This is a genomic window from Streptomyces sp. NBC_00663, assembly GCF_036226885.1.
Classification (GTDB): Bacteria; Actinomycetota; Actinomycetes; order Streptomycetales; family Streptomycetaceae; genus Streptomyces.
The window spans coordinates 304762-319179 of record NZ_CP109027.1; the positions used below are offsets into that span (position 1 = coordinate 304762).

The window sequence follows — 14418 nt, forward strand, 5'->3', positions numbered from 1 at the left end:
GCTGTGTGGGTCTTCGTAGCTTCACCCGCGAGTGCCAGTCCTTCTGCCGGGAGGTAGCCACGGGATGTAACCCAGCTTCTTCTCAGGGGCCGTCGAGGACGTCATGGGCGCCGATGCGGCGCCACACGATGGAGTCACGACATGCACCGTTGCAGTACTAGCGTGACGGCACCGTGTCCAGTAGTTCGTGGGCCATGTGGCGTGCGGGGGTCGTGGTTTGTTCGGCGATGTGGTGGAAGGTTTTCTCGGCGGTGCGGGCCGGCCAGGTGGGTGGCAGGTGGCGGGTGGGGAGTCTGGGGTCGGTGCGGATGGTCCAGAGCCATTCGCTGACGAGCCGTAGCCGGGTGCCGATCGGGTCGTCGTCGGAGCCGGTGTCCAGGTGGGTGGTCCAGCGCTTGTCGAAGGTGACATAGCGGGCGGCGATGCTCTCCAGGTCCCAGGTGTCGCGGATCATCGACTCGATGTCGGTGGCGACGTCGGCCCGGGAGTGGAAGATCTTGACGTGGTCGGTGAGCCCGAGTTCCGCGACGACGCCGCTGATGTCGACGGCCCCGGGGGCGATCCACAGGCCGCTGTACAGGGCGCCGAATCCGGACCAGGTGAGCCGGGACCGCAGATCGTGGCGCTGGCGCTTCCAGGAGTCGGGGAGGGAGAAACCGAGGAGGGTCCAGGTGCCGTCCCAGTCGTCGTTCACGGCGCCCTGTTTCCAGATGCGGGTGCGGCCGTCCCACAGGACGCGGGTCGCTTGCGGGGTGAGGCCGAAGTACATCCTGCGCCCCTCGCGCCGGCGCCGCAGGAGCCCGCGGTTGACCATGCGGGTCAGCGTGGAGCGCACGGCCTGCTCACCTACTCCGACGCGGCCGAGTACGTCGATGATGCTGCCCGAGTAGACACAGAGATCACGGTCTTCCTCCTCCAGCACGTGGTTGCCGAAGAAGGCGAGCATGAGCGACTGCGGGCGCGCCTGAGGGCCGTCCGGCGTGTCACTGTCCGAGGTATCCAGGATGTCGTAGTCCTCCACGGGGCAAGAGTACGGCCGCACGCCGGCGCTCCGGCAGGCGGCCGTACCAGGTCACTGGCCGTCGGCGGGGTGGGCGAGGTCGTACGGCCGCAGGTAAGGAGTGGGGCGGTACGGCACATAGCGGGCCGGGGTCGTGGAATCGGCCACCGCGGCACGGGAGTTGAGGGACTCCGCGTCGGTGCCCTGCCACTTGCCGGTCGTGAGGCGGTCCTCCAGGGTGTGCAGGGCGGCGACTTGTTCGGCGGGGCTGAAGGTGCAGTGCCCGGCGTTGTCGACGTACGCCTGCCGGAGGAGGGACGCCGAACCGGCGGCGGTGACGGCCCGGCGCAGGGCGCTCTCCGTCTGCACGGGGACGAGGGCATCGCCGATGGTGTGGATGCTGAACTGAGGCTTGGACAGCTCGCCGGTGAAGGAACTGGTGCGGCTCGTCCACTCGACGGCGTCCGGGTCGGCGCTGATGCGCGGGGCGCGGTTCAGGGCGGTGAGATCGGCGCGCAGCGAGAGACCGGCCTTCTTGTACAGCTCGGTGACCTCCTTGCGCACGGAGGACTGTCCGAGCAGCTTCGCGTAGTCGACCCCGGTGTTCCAGGACATGTTGCCGCCCGCCCGGACCTCGGCCTCCTGCCGCCGGTGGAAGGCGGCGCTCCGCAGCAACCCCTTGACGGCCTCGTACTGGTTGGCCTGCTGAGCGTCCCAGTCGTCCGCGGCGGGCCGGGGCTGTGCGGGCTGGTTCCAGCCGGGGATGTTGTGCAGGGCAGCGGCCAGCGCGATCCGGGCGCGCCCCTCGGCCGTCGTCTGCGCCGAGTCGACCACGGCCGTCATCGCGTCCGCCGCCCCGGTGGCGGCCGCCTGGTCCGGTAGCCCGGTCAGGGGCACGTCGGAGTCGGGCGCGAGCAGCGCCTTGATGGCGAAGACCGGGTCGAGCGTGTTGTTCCAGTTGGCCACGCCACCGTGGACCAGGCCGCACATCGACAGCGAACCGTCGATCCGGTCCGCGTGCCGCTCCGCGATCGCGGTGGTGACCAGCCCGCCGTAGGACCGGCCCCAGGCGATGGTCCGACCGGCCGTTCCGAAGCGGTCGGTGAAGGCGGACAGGGTGGCGAGCTGATCGGGCACCGCATCCGTCACCGCCCAGCCCGTGGAGGCGTACGACGAACCGATCAGCGCGTACCCCTTCGCGAGCAGGAGCGTCTTGGTGGCGGCGTCCGGGCCGTTCTGTGCGGGGTTGGCCGAGCCGGCCTGGACGTAACCGTGGCTGAAGAGCAGGACGGTGCCGTTCCAGTTCGCGGGTACGTCCATCAAGTACGTCGCCCCGGACGGGAGTTGGCCCTCGACGTGCGTCGGCTCCGTCGTGGCGGCCATGGCCGACGTGGGGACGGCGCAGACGGCGAGAAGGAGAGCCGCCGCGCGGGCGGTACGTCGGGTGCGTGCGAGGGGTGTGCGAGGCATGCGGGTGCCGGTGCCGGTCTTCATGCGGAGATCTCCTGTGTCTGGGGGACGGTGGGGCGTTCGGCGGCATCGGCGAGGGATGCCTTGTTGCTCTCGCGTACGAAGCAGACGGTCACGGCGGTGATGGCGGCGCCGCCGCACAGCAGGAGTGAGATCGGTGTGCTCGATCCGCCGCTGGCGGCGACCAGGCTTCCGGCGATCATCGGGGAGAAGCCGGCGCCGATGAGGGTGGCGAGTTGGTAGCCGAGGGAGGCGCCGGTGTAGCGGACCTTGGTGCCGAACATCTCGGTGAGCAGCGCCCCCAGCGGCCCGTACATCACGGACTGGGCGATGCCGTGGCCCAGGACGACGGCGAGGATCAGCAGGCCAGGCGACTTGGAGTCGACCAGGGCGAGGACGGGGAAGGCGAGCGCGGCGGACGCCAGAGCTCCGGCGAGGACGACCGGGCGGCGGCCGATCCGGTCGGAGAGCGCGGAGGCGCAGGGCAGGACGACCAAGGCCACGGACGCCGAGACCGTCAGCGCGGTGAGCACCTGGGGGCGGGGGTAGCCGATGCCGGTGGCGTAGGCGACGAGGTAGCTGGTGAGCAGGGACTGGGCGGTGAAGGCGCCGATGCCGACGCAGGCGGCCAGGATCACGGCGCGCGGCCGGCGCAGCACCTCGACGATCGGCGACCGGGACTCCGCGCGGTCTTTCTTGACCGCGGTGAAGAGGGGGCTCTCGACGATCTTGAGGCGGACGAAGAGGCCTACTCCTAGCAGGACGACGCTGAGGAGGAAGGGGACGCGCCAGCCCCAGGCGGCGAACTGGTCACGGGGCATGGCGACGATGAACGTGACGACGAGGGAGGAGAGCAGGGAACCGAGCGGTGCTCCCATCTGGGTGAAGCTGGACCACAGGCCGCGTCGTTTGTCGCCGGCGTGTTCGACGACCATGAGGGTGGCGCCGCCCCATTCGCCGCCGATGGCGACGCCCTGGATGACGCGCAGGGCGATCAGCAGGACCGGAGCCCACACACCGATCGTGTCGTATGTCGGCAGCAGGCCGATGAGGAAGCTGGCGCCGCCCATCAGACCCATGGTGAGCAGCAGCATCGACTTCCGGCCGAGCCGGTCGCCGAAGTGGCCGAAGAGGACGCCGCCGAGCGGACGGGCGACATAACCGGCGGCGAAGGTGCCGAACGCGGCGATCGTACCGACGGCCGGATCGGCGCCGGGGAAGAACAGTTCGCCGAAGACGAGCGCGGCGACCGTGCCGTAGACGAGGAAGTCGTAGAACTCCACGGCCGTACCGAGCAGACCGGACAGCGCGACACGACGCAACTGCCTTGTGCGTTCGCCTTGTTGAGGGATGGGGGGTGGTGATGCGACGGGGGACGAGGGCATCGCGCTCTCCCTTGAGCGAGGGAAGGACACGGCGAACTTAGGCGCCCTAGTAACCATCGTCAAGAAAGTGCCCAACATTGACAGGAGGAAGACAGGTGCGGTCGGCCCCCTGCCTGCGGGTGCTGGACAACTGGTCGTCTACCGCGCCGAATCCGGCAGCCCCTCCGAATACGCCCTGCCCCTCGCGGTCAGACTTTCGGTGTCTGCCGGAGCTCGGCGAGGGCCAGTACGTCGCCGCCGATTCCCCAGCCGCCGTCGGCGATGGCCGATGCGCAGCGGGTCGACGGCGGCCGGGATGTACGCGATCAGCTCGATGGCACGTGCGGTGGGCAGCGGCAGGGCCCGCAACTCCTCGTCCGTGACCAGGATGACCCGGCCGTCCGGCAGTTCGTAGCCGCGCAGGACCGTGATCGGGACGCTGACAAGCCCGAACGACATAGCGCCGTTGAAGATGCTCGCGGGCGTGGGGCACACCTCCAGGGCCCCGAGCACTCCCAGCCTGGACGAGTAAGAGAGCCCGGCAGTAGGCGTCACTTCAGGCGTTCGGTGGCGGGACGGTCGTTTCAGCGGTAGAGCGGCGTTGCGCGGCGGATGAGCATACGCAGCGTGAAGACCGCGGTAGCCAGGTAGAGGTAGAGGTCCACGGCGCGGCTGCGCTTCTCGGTGCAGCGCCGCCGCTTACGGTCGCCCACGATGGGCGGCAGGCGCCTTCGATCTTGCCGGTGGCGATCGGCCAGCCCGGTCCGGTCGGCCTGAGCGGTGATCTCGGTGGCGGTGTGAGTGGCCTGGCCGTGGAGGATGGTGGTGAGGCGGCCGACAACCCAGGCTTCGGCTGCCGAAGTGCCGGGCTTGTGGAAGCAGTGAGCGGCGTCCCAGATGTACTCACTCACGTGGACGAAGTCGAGCAGGATGTGCACCTTGATGCCTCGTCTGCCGGCTTCGGCCTGGATCAGGCCGAGTTGATGGCGGGTTCCGTCGACCAGGACAACCCAGTCGCGCGGATGGTCCCGGTCGTGGGCGGCAGCCTGGTCGAACGCGGCGGCGATGACCTGCTCAGGTGGATGGACCAGGGAAACGGTGAGCCACCAGCGGTGCGCTCTCGGTCTGAGCGGGGCGTCCGGGCAATGGTGCTGCGGCCTTCGGGCGGGGCGATCACATCGTGCGGTCGGCACGGGTCGGGATCGGTATCGAAGGCACAGGCCAGGGCGGCCATCCGCTCGCGGTGCGGCTTCTCGCCCAGGGCCAGACGGCTCCGCAGGGCACGCTGGCTGTTCAGGTGTGTTTTTAGCCTCGCGGGCCGCAGGGCCTCGGGCCTCATCACGACGCCCTTGCCGTCGACCTGCATCGCGAGCGCCGTGGCGACGGTCGAGGGGGAGGAACCGTGCACCGGTAGAAGTCGTCGACGTCCACCGCCGCGGCAACGACCAGTTCCTCGGCCTGCCTTTTGCCCAGCGCCTTCCCGCAACGGTCCTCAATCGCGACTGTCGCCTGGTCGTATGAGCCGAGGAGCGCCTCGATGTCAACGACTTCGCTGGCAAGGGTGCGCCTGGCGCGCACCCAGGCGGCTGTCGAGACCACGGCCAGAGACATCGCCGTCATCGGATACAACGACATGTCGCCGGCCGGCGACCTGCCCCTGCCGCTGGGCTTGGTCAGATCGCCGCTTCACGAAATGGGGACCGAGGCCCTGAGGCTTCCGCACGCGTGCATCGACGGAGCGGAGATGACCTCGAGAACTCTCAAGCCAGTCCGCCTGGCCGAGGATCACCTCCCGGTGCGGGCGAGGACCTGTTCGATGGTCTCCGCAGGTCGTAGCGGCAGAAACGCGATATTCCCCTGGGGATCGATGCGCACGCCATGGACGGCGGGGTCGGGCAGGCTGTTGTAGTGGAAGGGGGTGGAGGAGTAGTACGCGCCGGTGTCTAGGAGAGAGACGATGTCGCCGGGCGCGAGCAGGGGGAGCGGACGTGCCCGGGCCAGCAGGTCGCCGGCGAAGCAGCAGGGGCCGGCGATGTCCTGGGGTACCGGCTCGCCCGCCTTGATGCTCCCGTCGGGGCCGTGGGCGGTGATCCGTAGAGGCCAGGACGACGGCATGAACACCGTGCGGGTCGCCACCTGGGCGCCGGCGTGGGTGATGGCGATGGGGCGTCCGCCGGAGGTCTTCGTGTATTCGACGCAGGCTGCGGTGAACCCGTTCTTGGCGAGGAGGGACCTGCCGAACTCGGTGACGATCTGGTACTCGCCGCTGAACAGGGCGGGCGCACGGTCCTGAAGACACTTGACGTACTCGTCGAAGCCGGGACTGGTCTCGTCGTCCAGGAAGTTGACGGGGAGTCCGCCGCCGATGTCGATGCCGGTCACCTGGCGACGGCCGAGCAGGAGGTTGACCTCGTCGGCGAAGGCCACGGCCTTGGCGACTCCCTCGGCGATCAGCTCCAGCGGGCAGCCCTGCGAGCCGACATGTGCGTGGACCCAGGTCAGCCAGGGGTGCGCGCGGTATGCGTCCAGGAGACGCCGACGGCTTCCGTCGTCTTCCAGTGCGATGCCGAACTTCGAGGTCGTCGTGGCGGTGCTCATCTCGGCTATCTCGCCGCCTCCGACCTGGGGGTTGAGGCGTATGCCGATCCGGGAGGCGGAGGGACGGAACGCGAGGATCTCGTCGATGCGGGTGAGTTCCTGGAAGTTGTCGGCGTTCACCGCGACACCCAGCTCAAGAGCATGCGCCAGCTCGGAACGGGTCTTGGCCGGAGAGTCGAAGACGATCTGCTCCGGCGTGAATCCTGCGGCCAGGGCCTGGGCGAGTTCGCCGGCGCTGGCCACCTCGCAGCCCATGCCGAGAGTAAGCAGTTCCTCCAGGACTGGGACCAGGCAGTTCGCCTTCGCAGCGAAGGTGTGCAGAACGCTCGGTGTCTCGGGGAATGCCGCTTGTAGTGCCGCGACGCTCGTCGCGACGCCGTCGAGGTCGACGAACGCTGCCAGGACGGCGTGGTCGGGCTCGACGAGCCCCTGCCGTACGGCGGCGCGCAGGATTCGTTCGCGTCGGTCGGCCGCGGAGGAGTTCACGTCGGTCATGGGGTCCACTTCCTGGCGAGGTCGTGCCGGATCTGCTGTCGTTGGGCCGCGTACCGGGCGCAGTGGGTGACGAAGTCGTCGAAGAGCCGGTGGTGTGCCGGGCGGTCGGTCAACTCCTCCGGGTGGTACTGGACGCCGACGATCCACCGGTCGGGGTCGGTCGCCTCGACTGCCTCCACGACGCCGTCCTCGGCCATGCCGACCACCCTCAGGGCCGGGGCTGTGTCGGCGATGGCCTGATGGTGCAGGCTGTTCACCCGAAGCCGTTGTGTGCCGGACAGTTCGGCGAGGCGGGAGCCCGGTTCGAGTCGTAGTTCGTGGGCCTCTGGATGTGACCGCAGATCCTGTAGGTGGTTCACCCGGCCCGGCTCCAGATGCTGGATCAGGCTGCCGCCGAGGGCGACGTTGAGGATCTGGCAGCCTCGGCAGACACCGAGTACGGGCATCCCCGAGGTGGTGGCGTAGTCGATCGCGGCGATCTCGAGAGCGTCGAGGTTGTCGTCGACGACGGTCTCGGGCCGTACGTCCTCACCGAAATGCCGGGGATGCGGGTCGGGCGCGTCCACTCCGCCGGGCAGAAACAGACCGTCGACGTTTTCCATCACCTGCTGAACCGCGGCAGCGTCGAGGCTGGGCACGAGCACTACCGGCACAGCGCCGGCATTCGTCAGTGTGTGTACACAGCTCTCGGTCAGCCTCAGCGAGGACGGACGGAGGGGAAGATCCCTTCCGACCGTGACCGCGATCACCGGCCGTTGGACGAGGTCAAGCACGGGGTTGGGCCCTCTCGGTGTGGTACGGGGTGTGCGGGTGCGGGAGTTCACAGGACGCTGTCGAGGAAGGCCCTCGTCCGTTCGTGCTGCGGATCGCTGATGACACGGGACGGTGCGCCGGCTTCGACGACGACGCCGTCGTCCATGAAGACGACCTGGTCCGCGACCTCTCGGGCGAAGCCGATCTCGTGGGTCACCACGATCATCGTCATTCCGCTCCTCGCCAGGTCGCGCATCACCTCGAGGACGTCACCGACGAGTTCGGGGTCCAGCGCGGAGGTCGGTTCGTCGAAGAGCATCAGTTTCGGTTCCATCGCGAGCGCGCGGGCGATGGCGACGCGTTGCTGCTGACCACCCGACAGATGCGCGGGATAGGCTCCCGCGTGCTCGGCGAGGCCGACCTGCCGCAGCAGTTCCATGCCGCGCGAGCGTGCGTCGGCCCGGTTGCGGTGTGCTACGCCGACCGGTGCCTCGGTGATGTTCTCCAGGGCGGTGAGGTGGGGGAACAGGTTGAACCGCTGGAAGACCATGCCGATGTTCCGGCGTTGGACGGCGATCTCCTTCGGTTTCATCTCCCTGGCACGAGAGCCGTGTTCCTGGTAGCCCATCAGTTCGCCGTCGACGTAGATGCGTCCGCCGTCGAGCTTTTCGAGGTGGTTGATGCAGCGCAGGAAGGTCGACTTGCCCGAGCCCGAGGGTCCGAGCAGGCACATGACCTCCCCGCGCATGACCTCGAGGTCGATGCCCTTGAGGACCTGGAGTGCACCGAACTGCTTGCGCACGCCTCGTGCTTCCACCAGCGGCCGTCGGCTGTCGCGGCTCTCGAGGGTCATGAGCCTGTCTCCGTCCTGGTGGTGCGGGGGTCGGTGTGGGCGACCTGCGCGAGCCGGGTCCGGAGTCGGCCGACCGCCTCGCGGGCCTGTTGCCACGGTGTCATCGGCAGGTTGCGGTGGGAGCCGCGGCCGTACCGGCGTTCGAGGTAGTACTGCGGTATGGAGAGAACCGAGGTGAGAACCAGGTACCAGGCGCTGGCGACGATCAGCAGCTCCACCTGGCTCAGGTTCTGCGCCGAGATCCAGCTGGCCCGTGTGTAGAGCTCCGGCACCGCGATCAGCTGTAGCAGGGCGGTGTTCTTGAGCATCGAGATCGTCTCGTTGCCCATGGGCGGGATGATCACCCGCATGGCCTGGGGTACGACGATGCGCCGCAGGGTGTAGGCGGGTGACATGCCCAGCGAGTGGGCTGCTTCGACCTGGCCGTGATCGACGGAGAGCAGGCCCGCGCGGACGATCTCGGACGCGTAGGCGGCCTCGTTCATGCCCAGGGCCAGCAGGCCGGCGACGAAGGGCGTCACGATCACGTTGGTGTCCGCGGAGAAGAACTGGATCGAGGTGAAGGGGATGCCGAGGCTGATCTTCTCGTACAGCAGGCCGAGGTATCCCCAGAACACGATCTGCACCAGTAGTGGCGTGCCTCTGAAGAACCAGGTGTACGCCCAGGACACCACCCGCAGCACAGGGTTCGCTGACAGCCGCATCACCGCCAGCGTGATGGCGAGAGCCGTGGCCAGCAGCATCGAACAGGCGGTCAACGCCACGGTGAGCAGGACGCCCTGGACGATCCGCCCGTCGAAGAGGAAGTCGGCGATCGTGGCGTGATCGATGTTGTGGTTGCCCCAGAGCGAGAGCACCCAGCCCGCGCACAGCAGGCCGAGGGTCGCGGCGGCGATCCACCGTCCAGGGTGGCGGCGAGGTGCGGCGGCCACGTCGTGCTGCCTGGCGACGCCGGTGGCCGCGGGGTCGGTCCTGTCGGAAAGGGCGGCCGTCATCCGGCGTTCACCTGCGCGGAGGCGACGCCGTAGGACGTCAGGCCGTACTTCTTGAGGATCTGCTGGTAGGTGCCGTCCTTGACGAGCGAGTCAAGTGCCCCCTGGAGCGCGAGGACGAGGTCGTGGTTCTTGCGGAGCACTCCGATGCCCGTGTAGACGGGTGCGTATCCCGTGGGGTGCGCGGGGTCGCGTACGACCTCGAACTCCTTGCCGTTGCCCGCCGTCCGGGCGTTGTACTCGGCGACGGCGGCGTCCAGGACATCGGCGGTGGCCTTCCCGGCGCGGACGGCGATCAGGGCGTCGCCCTCGCTGGGCAGTTCGACCACCGTGACTGGCTTCTTCCCGGCGGCCTTGCAGGTCGGTGCCTGGGCCCGCATAAGATCGGCCTGCGTGGTGGCCTTGGCGACCGCCACGGACTTGCCGCACAGGTCGAGCACGCTGTCGATCTTCTCCGGGTTGCCCTTCTTCACAAGAATGTCCATGCCGGCGTGGAAGTAGTCGACGAAGTAGAGACTCTTCTGCCGTTCCGGCGTGTCGTTCATCCCGTACATGATGATGTCGTGCTTGCCGGACTGGAGTGACGGGATGATGCTGTCGAACGCCTGATTGGTGAAGGTGAACGACACGCCCAGCTTCGCGCCGAGCGCCTGCCCCAGGTCGTAGTCGAACCCGGTGAACTTCTGCTGGGAATCCAGCATTTCCATCGGCGCGTAGACACCGCTGGCCACGTTGACTCCGCTCTTGAAGCGCGCGGGCAGCAGCTGTGCCGCCTTGGCGTCGCGTGCGACCTTCGCCGTGGGCCGGGTCTGGTCGGTGGCGGTGTCCGATGTGCCGCTACAGGCGGTGAGAAGCATCCCCGCGGTGGCTGCCGCGATCGCTGCTGCAAGGCGAATTCTGACCATCTCGGTCTCCGTTCGGATGGGGCGGGACATGAGGTGACCCGGCACGGGACGCGCAGGGCAGCCGCATGCGTCGGCCAGGAGGAGCTGGGGACGGAGGCCGGGTGTCGGATCCCGGTCCGTTGCCGGAATTCTTCAGTTCGCGCACACTGGCCGTCATGGTCCGATTGACCTAGGATTTGGCCATGTCATCGTCGGATCGGACAAACTCCGCGGCGGTCACCATCGGTCACCTGGTCGGGACCGTCGGAGCACCGGTCCTCATGGCACTCACCGCGCCACGCGACCTGGACCGGCCCGTGCGGGGCACCGCCCTGCACGACCCCGCCGATCCCCTGCCCAAGGGAGTCGACCAGCTTCTGCTGGTCCCAGGACTCCAAGCCGATGAGCCCGCGGCGACGGACCTCGTACAGGAGGCGGCCGGCCGCGGATACTGCGGCATGGTGTTCAAGGTCCGGGGAAGGAACGCCACCGAGCTCGTCGACGCCGCGTCGCGCGGCGACTTCACCCTCCTCGCGGCGGCGGACGAGATTTCCTGGCGCCACCTCGACGCCCTGCTCCTTTCGGTGCTGGGCTCGCAAGGCGTCGGCGGCGAACCGACGGCCACCACCGAGGAGGGGCTGTTCACCCTGGCGAACGCCGCCAGCGCCGTCATCGGCGGATCAGTGGCGATCGAGGATCTGGACCGCCGGGTCATGGCCTACTCATCATCGCCCGACCAGCGCATCGACTCCTTGCGCCGCGAGGGGATTCTGAGCCGCAGGGTCCCGGAGATCGATCACAACCTCGAGCGCTACCGGATCGTGCTCGACTCCGGAGGGGTGGTCCGCTTCCCCGAAGCGCTCGGTGCCCTGCCGCGAGCGGCCGTCGCCATCAAGGCGGGCACGCAACCCCTGGGCACGGTCTGGGCGATCGAGAGCCCCCACGGCATCAGCGCCGACGGGGAGCGCGCACTCGTCGACTGCGCACGTCTGGCCGCCCTGCACATTCTGCGAAACCGCAACGCGAACGAACTGGAACTCCAGAAGCGTGAGAGTGCGCTGTTGGGCGCGCTGGAGGGGCTGTGGGCCACGCACGAGACGAACTTCCGGCTGTCCATCCCCCCGGGTGCCGAGCTCGGCCTTCTCGCTTTCGCCGCCTCCACCGACGCGGCGGGGCTCCTCGCGCTGACCGCCCGCCTCGGCCATGTGCTGTCACGCCACGTAGTGCCGTTCCGTCCCGACGCGAGCATCGCCACCACCTCACGAGCGATCTACGTCCTGCTGCCCAGTGGCGGGGCGCCCGCCGCGATGCGGCTCGCCCACAGCGCGCTCGCCGCGATCCGTGACTCCTTCGGCGACTTCGTACGGGCGGCCGTCGCCCCCACCGAGACTGATCCGGCGGCGCTTCCCTCGATGCGCCGGGAAGTGGACGACATCCTGCGGGTGACCACCGCCCACCCGGACGCGCCCTCCGCGGCGACCCTGACCGACGTGCGCGCCCGGCTTCTGCTCACCCGCGTGGGCGACCAGCTCACCGGCGAGCCGCGCCTGCGCCATCCAGGGATCGCCGCCCTGGCCGCCCACGACACCGAACACGGCACGGACTTCGCCGCCTCCTTGCTCGCCTGGCTGGAGGCAGTGGGCAATGTGGCGGAGGCGGCCGCGCGACTGGGCGTCCACACCAACACCCTGCGATACCGCCTCCGCCGCATCACCGAACTCTTCGGCCTCTCGCTCGAAGAGCCCGACGACCGACTCTCCGTCTGGCTGCAACTACGCCTGCTCGACGGCGGCGGCCACGCGTAGCCCCGCCGCCGATCACGGTGACCGGCACGGTCACATCGGCTACGCGTTCCCGGTGGTCCACACCGCTCCAGCGAGGGGACTCGGAGTCGTGGGCGAGGATGTCCTGGATGACGTCGTCGCGCTTGCCGGTGGCCGCCAGGTCCGACCGGCAGGGCGCTCATGGCCCGGCGGTTCGCCGGGGTTCCGGCCGGCGCGCGCACGAACACCCCGGCACCGTGTCCGGCCAGTGGGGGAAGCTTAGGGAGCCGTGGGCCAGGTCAGTGGGTTCGGATGGGCAGGCTGATGGTGGAAGGGTGCTGGGGGTCGTGGAATACCTGCTGGTCCGCGGCATTCAGCCGGCTGGCGGTCGAGCGGGGTTCGCCGGTGCCGGGATTGTCCTGGATGAGGTCGTAGCCCCGGCCGGCCTGTGCGAGGGCAGCCAGATCATCGCCACTGCGGCAGCTCGAGAAGACGCGCTGAGCAGTACGTTCCGGGCGATCACGTTGCCGAAGGGTGCGGGGCCCGGCGGCCGACGGCGTCGGCACCTTCGGCCGGCCCGAACCGGGACCTCGTGGGCGGTGCCGCCGCGTCGCCGCCCTCCCCGGCGGGACGGTCGTGTCGCTAGCGCGCCGCCTCGGCCTCGATGTCGCGGACCAGTTGGATGGCCCGGCCCAGCGTGGCGACTCGGGCATCGAGGGTCTCTCCGGCGGGATAGAAGCGAACGGTGTCGACTCCGGCTTCGCGCCACACGCGCAACCGCTCGCGCACCATGTCCTCGGTTCCGATCAGCGTGGTCGCCAGCACCATCTCGTCGGTGACCAGACCTGCCGCGCCGTCCCGGTCCCCGGCCTGCCAACGTGTCCGGACCTCGGCCGCCACTTCGGCCCAACCCTGGCGGCTGTAGGCGCTGTTGTAGTAGTTCGTGGTCGCGGAGCCCATGCCGCCGAGGCTGAAGGCCAGCTCCTTCTTGCGTCCGGCCACCGTCACGCGCAGCTCGTCCTCGTCGTCGACGAAGGCGACCTCGGCGCCCTGGCAGACGTCGAGGTCCGCACGCTTGCGACCGGCCGCGGCGAGCCCCGCGTCCAGGTGATCGAAGTACGCCTCCTTGGCGCCCTCGGGCACGAAGCTGGTGCCCAGCCAGCCGTCGGCGATCTCCCCGGTCAGCTGGAGCATCTTCGGCGAGAGGGTCGCCAGGTAGACGGGGATGTCGTGCTCGGCACGCATCGACAGGCGCATCGGCTTCGCCTCCCCGGGCAGCGGGATCTGGAACTCCCGTCCCAGGTGGGAGACCTTCTCCCCCGAGGCGGCCTGTCGCACGATCTCGACGGTCTCGCGCATCCGGGACAACGGCCGGGCGAACGGTACGCCGTGCAGTCCTTCGATCACCTGCGGCCCGGAGGGGCCGAGCCCGAGGAGGAAACGCCCCTGGGAGATCTGCGACAGCGTGATCGCCGCGCGGGCGATGGCCATGGGTGTGCGGGTGCCGAGCTGGATGATTCCGGAGCCGAGCAGCATGCGCTCGGTCTTCGCGGCGAGGTAGCCCAGCGGTGACGGCGCCTCGGAGCCCCATGCCTCCGCGACCCAGCAGATGTCCAGACCGAGTTTCTCCGCCTCGGTGACGTAGTCGACGATCTCTCGCCAGTCGCCGCCAGAGGCTTCGATCGTGGTGGACGTACGCATCAGGGGCTCGCCTTTCCCGACGTCTGAGTGCTCTCGGCCAGTTTCTTGATCGCTTCGATGGTGGCGGCCATGCCGGCCTCGAACTCCCGCATCCGCACGAAGACGATCTTCTGTTCCTTGTCCGGCATGCGGTCAATGGCGAAGGAGAGGCCCGAGCGGGCCGGCCCCATCTGCATCCATTCGCCGAGCAGCGTGCCGCCGTCCTTCGGCTCCAGGGTGAACCGCCAGATGGCCGTGGGGTGTTGAGGGTCCTCGACCGCCCAGGCCAGCACTCTCGGCGGGTCGTACTCGACGATGTGCGAGGTGGTGGCCCACTCGCCCAACGCTTCGTGCTTGCTGCGGCCGATGAACCGGGCGCCGAGAGCGGGGCCGCTGCGGCCGTCCAGCCATTCCACCGATTGCAGTTCGGCGCTCAACCGCGGCATCAGCTCGATGTCGGCCACCAGCGTCCACACCCGGGCCGGCGGGGCGGCAATCCAGGTGCTGACCTCGGCCGTCGGCTTGTCCGCATAGCGCGCACCCGTCCACTCCATACCCTGCCGCCT

13 protein-coding genes and 1 pseudogene are annotated in these 14418 nt (G+C 69.1%); 1 reads left to right on the forward strand and 13 read right to left on the reverse strand.

Translation table 11 applies throughout. The features are described from left to right. Positions 1–157: 157 nt before the first annotated feature. From OG866_RS01420 to OG866_RS01470, 11 genes and pseudogenes are all read right to left on the reverse strand, one after another. On the reverse strand, positions 158–1021 hold the full coding sequence (locus OG866_RS01420) for a PaaX family transcriptional regulator (protein ID WP_329331410.1): 864 nt from the start codon (positions 1019–1021) through the stop codon (positions 158–160). 51 nt (positions 1022–1072) lie between these two features. Beyond that, positions 1073–2494 (reverse strand): hypothetical protein, encoded by a 1422-nt coding sequence (locus tag OG866_RS01425; RefSeq protein WP_329331411.1) that lies wholly within the window; start codon positions 2492–2494, stop codon positions 1073–1075. Further along, a complete protein-coding gene (locus OG866_RS01430; RefSeq protein ID WP_329331412.1) occupies positions 2491–3855 on the reverse strand; it encodes an MFS transporter in 1365 nt (454 codons plus the stop codon). The genes OG866_RS01425 and OG866_RS01430 overlap by 4 nt, the downstream gene beginning before the upstream one ends. A 138-nt stretch (positions 3856–3993) precedes the next feature. Then, entirely contained in the window at positions 3994–4293 is a 300-nt protein-coding gene (locus OG866_RS01435; protein ID WP_329331413.1) for a hypothetical protein, read from the reverse strand. A 125-nt stretch (positions 4294–4418) separates the two neighbouring features. Then, a pseudogene (locus tag OG866_RS01440) lies at positions 4419–4544 on the reverse strand (IS5/IS1182 family transposase); the annotation flags it as partial. Between the two features lie 628 nt (positions 4545–5172). Next, the gene (locus OG866_RS01445; protein WP_329331414.1) at positions 5173–5445 is read right to left on the reverse strand and encodes a hypothetical protein; all 273 of its coding nucleotides are present in this window, start codon (positions 5443–5445) and stop codon (positions 5173–5175) included. Positions 5446–5619: 174 nt separating this feature from the next. Next, positions 5620–6927, reverse strand: coding sequence for a diaminopimelate decarboxylase (locus tag OG866_RS01450; protein ID WP_329331415.1), 1308 nt, complete (start codon positions 6925–6927; stop codon positions 5620–5622). Further along, on the reverse strand, positions 6924–7751 hold the full coding sequence (locus tag OG866_RS01455; RefSeq protein ID WP_329331416.1) for a gamma-glutamyl-gamma-aminobutyrate hydrolase family protein: 828 nt from the start codon (positions 7749–7751) through the stop codon (positions 6924–6926). Before OG866_RS01455 ends, OG866_RS01450 begins: the two co-directional genes overlap by 4 nt. Next, positions 7748–8533: an amino acid ABC transporter ATP-binding protein gene (locus OG866_RS01460; protein ID WP_329331417.1), complete on the reverse strand. Its 786-nt coding sequence runs from the start codon at positions 8531–8533 to the stop codon at positions 7748–7750. The genes OG866_RS01455 and OG866_RS01460 overlap by 4 nt, the downstream gene beginning before the upstream one ends. Next, positions 8530–9528 carry an amino acid ABC transporter permease gene (locus tag OG866_RS01465; protein WP_329331418.1) on the reverse strand — a complete coding sequence of 333 codons (999 nt, stop codon included), beginning with the start codon at positions 9526–9528 and terminating at the stop codon, positions 8530–8532. The genes OG866_RS01460 and OG866_RS01465 overlap by 4 nt, the downstream gene beginning before the upstream one ends. After that, entirely contained in the window at positions 9525–10430 is a 906-nt protein-coding gene (locus OG866_RS01470; protein ID WP_329331419.1) for an ABC transporter substrate-binding protein, read from the reverse strand. The genes OG866_RS01465 and OG866_RS01470 overlap by 4 nt, the downstream gene beginning before the upstream one ends. 182 nt (positions 10431–10612) lie before the next feature. Here OG866_RS01470 and OG866_RS01475 point away from each other — a divergent pair, with 182 nt between their 5' ends. After that, the gene (locus tag OG866_RS01475; RefSeq protein ID WP_329331420.1) at positions 10613–12214 is read left to right on the forward strand and encodes a helix-turn-helix domain-containing protein; all 1602 of its coding nucleotides are present in this window, start codon (positions 10613–10615) and stop codon (positions 12212–12214) included. Between the two features lie 600 nt (positions 12215–12814). Here OG866_RS01475 and OG866_RS01480 read toward each other — a convergent pair. Together OG866_RS01480 and OG866_RS01485 are read right to left on the reverse strand one after the other, a co-directional pair. Then, positions 12815–13873, reverse strand: coding sequence for an LLM class flavin-dependent oxidoreductase (locus tag OG866_RS01480; protein WP_329331421.1), 1059 nt, complete (start codon positions 13871–13873; stop codon positions 12815–12817). After that, a complete protein-coding gene (locus OG866_RS01485; RefSeq protein ID WP_329331422.1) occupies positions 13873–14406 on the reverse strand; it encodes an SRPBCC family protein in 534 nt (177 codons plus the stop codon). The genes OG866_RS01480 and OG866_RS01485 overlap by 1 nt, the downstream gene beginning before the upstream one ends. Positions 14407–14418: the final 12 nt, after the last annotated feature.

Excerpts from the sequence above, each read along its gene's own strand:
- OG866_RS01425 (WP_329331411.1), bottom strand. The coding sequence starts at position 2,494 with ATGAAGACCGGCACCGGCACCCGCATGCCTCGCACACCCCTCGCACGC.
- OG866_RS01430 (WP_329331412.1), bottom strand. The coding sequence starts at position 3,855 with ATGCCCTCGTCCCCCGTCGCATCACCACCCCCCATCCCTCAACAAGGC.
- OG866_RS01435 (WP_329331413.1), bottom strand. The coding sequence starts at position 4,293 with ATGTCGTTCGGGCTTGTCAGCGTCCCGATCACGGTCCTGCGCGGCTAC.
- OG866_RS01445 (WP_329331414.1), bottom strand. The coding sequence starts at position 5,445 with ATGTCTCTGGCCGTGGTCTCGACAGCCGCCTGGGTGCGCGCCAGGCGC.
- OG866_RS01450 (WP_329331415.1), bottom strand. The coding sequence starts at position 6,927 with ATGACCGACGTGAACTCCTCCGCGGCCGACCGACGCGAACGAATCCTG.
- OG866_RS01460 (WP_329331417.1), bottom strand. The coding sequence starts at position 8,533 with ATGACCCTCGAGAGCCGCGACAGCCGACGGCCGCTGGTGGAAGCACGA.
- OG866_RS01465 (WP_329331418.1), bottom strand. The coding sequence starts at position 9,528 with ATGACGGCCGCCCTTTCCGACAGGACCGACCCCGCGGCCACCGGCGTC.
- OG866_RS01470 (WP_329331419.1), bottom strand. The coding sequence starts at position 10,430 with ATGGTCAGAATTCGCCTTGCAGCAGCGATCGCGGCAGCCACCGCGGGG.
- OG866_RS01475 (WP_329331420.1), top strand. The coding sequence starts at position 10,613 with ATGTCATCGTCGGATCGGACAAACTCCGCGGCGGTCACCATCGGTCAC.
- OG866_RS01480 (WP_329331421.1), bottom strand. The coding sequence starts at position 13,873 with ATGCGTACGTCCACCACGATCGAAGCCTCTGGCGGCGACTGGCGAGAG.
- OG866_RS01485 (WP_329331422.1), bottom strand. The coding sequence starts at position 14,406 with ATGGAGTGGACGGGTGCGCGCTATGCGGACAAGCCGACGGCCGAGGTC.